This is a genomic window from Streptomyces sp. NPDC058964, from assembly GCF_042741275.1.
In the GTDB taxonomy this organism is placed as follows: domain Bacteria; phylum Actinomycetota; class Actinomycetes; order Streptomycetales; family Streptomycetaceae; genus Streptomyces.
In genome coordinates this window covers 1-1,351 of sequence record NZ_JBHYKH010000977.1, presented here as the reverse complement: position 1 = coordinate 1,351, position 1,351 = coordinate 1, and the positions used below count along the sequence as shown (strand labels likewise).

Annotated in this window: 1 protein-coding gene; it reads left to right on the top strand. The window is 70.7% G+C overall.

Annotation, left to right across the window (positions count from 1 at the left end):
- Positions 1–282 precede the first annotated feature (282 nt).
- On the top strand, positions 283–951 hold the full coding sequence (locus tag ACFW2E_RS46970; RefSeq protein WP_384478320.1) for an HNH endonuclease family protein: 669 nt from the start codon (positions 283–285) through the stop codon (positions 949–951).
- The last annotated feature ends 400 nt before the right edge of the window (positions 952–1,351 follow it).

Below are 1,351 nucleotides of genomic sequence, written 5' to 3'. Positions count from 1 at the left end.
ATAGAGCCCTCTCACGCGCCCCACGCCTGTGTGGAACCCACACACAGGGCCTGAAGCAGCCAGCTCCGAGGGGTGGGCGACACCGCAGCTCCAGCGCTGCGGGCCGAGCCCGGGGCCCTCACCGGTCGGGGCCCTTCGACCGTGCTGAAGCGTGTGAGGAAGAGGGACTGCTGGTCCCTCGGTTTCTCCCTCGATCCGGTGGCCGTGCCGCCGGTCCCGGGCGCGTCGGCGCCGGCCCTTGGTAGCAAGAGCGCGACCTGACAGCTCTTCGAAGGGACATCCGTGCGTCGTATCCTCGCGCTCGCCGCCGTCGTGACCGCCCTGCTCCTCCCAGCACCCGCCCATGCCGCCCCGGTTCAAGCCGGCGCACCCGGGGACACCGTCACCCTGACCGTCCGCGAGGCCCTGGACAGGCTGGACGTCGCCGAGGAGGACACCACCGCGTACAAGCGCAGCTACTTCCGGCACTGGATCGACGCCGACCGAGACGGCTGCAACACCCGCCAGGAGCTGCTCCTGGAGGAGGCCGTCATCGCGCCGGAGCAGAGCGCCGGGTGCAAACTGAACGGAGGCCGCTGGTACAGCGCCTACGACAACACGTACATCGACGGGCCCAGCGGAGCGGACGCCGACCACCGCGTGCCACTGGGCGAGGCCTGGGACAGCGGAGCACCCAGCTGGACAGCCCAGGAGCGTCAGGATTTCGCCAACGACCTCGGCGACCCCCGGTCCCTGGTCATGGTGTCCGCGAGCAGCAACCGCTCCAAGGGGGAGAAGGACCCCGCGCAGTGGCAGCCGCCCGCCGACGGCAACCGGTGCGAGTACAACACGCAGTGGGTGGCGGTGAAGACCCGCTTCCGGCTGTCGGTCGACCCGGCGGAGAAGCAGGCCCTGAACAGTGAGCTGGCCCGGTGCCCGAACGAGGAGATCACCGTGGAACTGGCCCGGTAGCCGACCGTCCGGCAAACTCACTGGCCTGCCTGGCTCGTGGCCGACGGGACCCCGCCTCGTTCTGAGCAACGTCTGACGGCCAACCATCTACCCCCGCCCGTCCACGCCGCCTTTCTTCCACCGCCTCCCACACGGCAGCAGTGCCTTGAGACCGGTGCCGGTCGACGAGGCCGGGGCAGAGCGCACTCCGGCACGCCGCAGTGCCTTGCTACCCGGCCAGCCTGTCGCCACGGTCCCAGATCAGTGACCACCCTGCAGGACGTCGTTCAGGAACCCCCCACCCCGCCGGTGCCGTTCACGGGCTGGCGCAGGTCGAGGTAGCAGGGCCGCCTGGGTGCTCACGGGGGTGTCGCGGTGGGCGGCCCGGTGGACCTTGTCGCGGTCCACGATGCCGAAGACC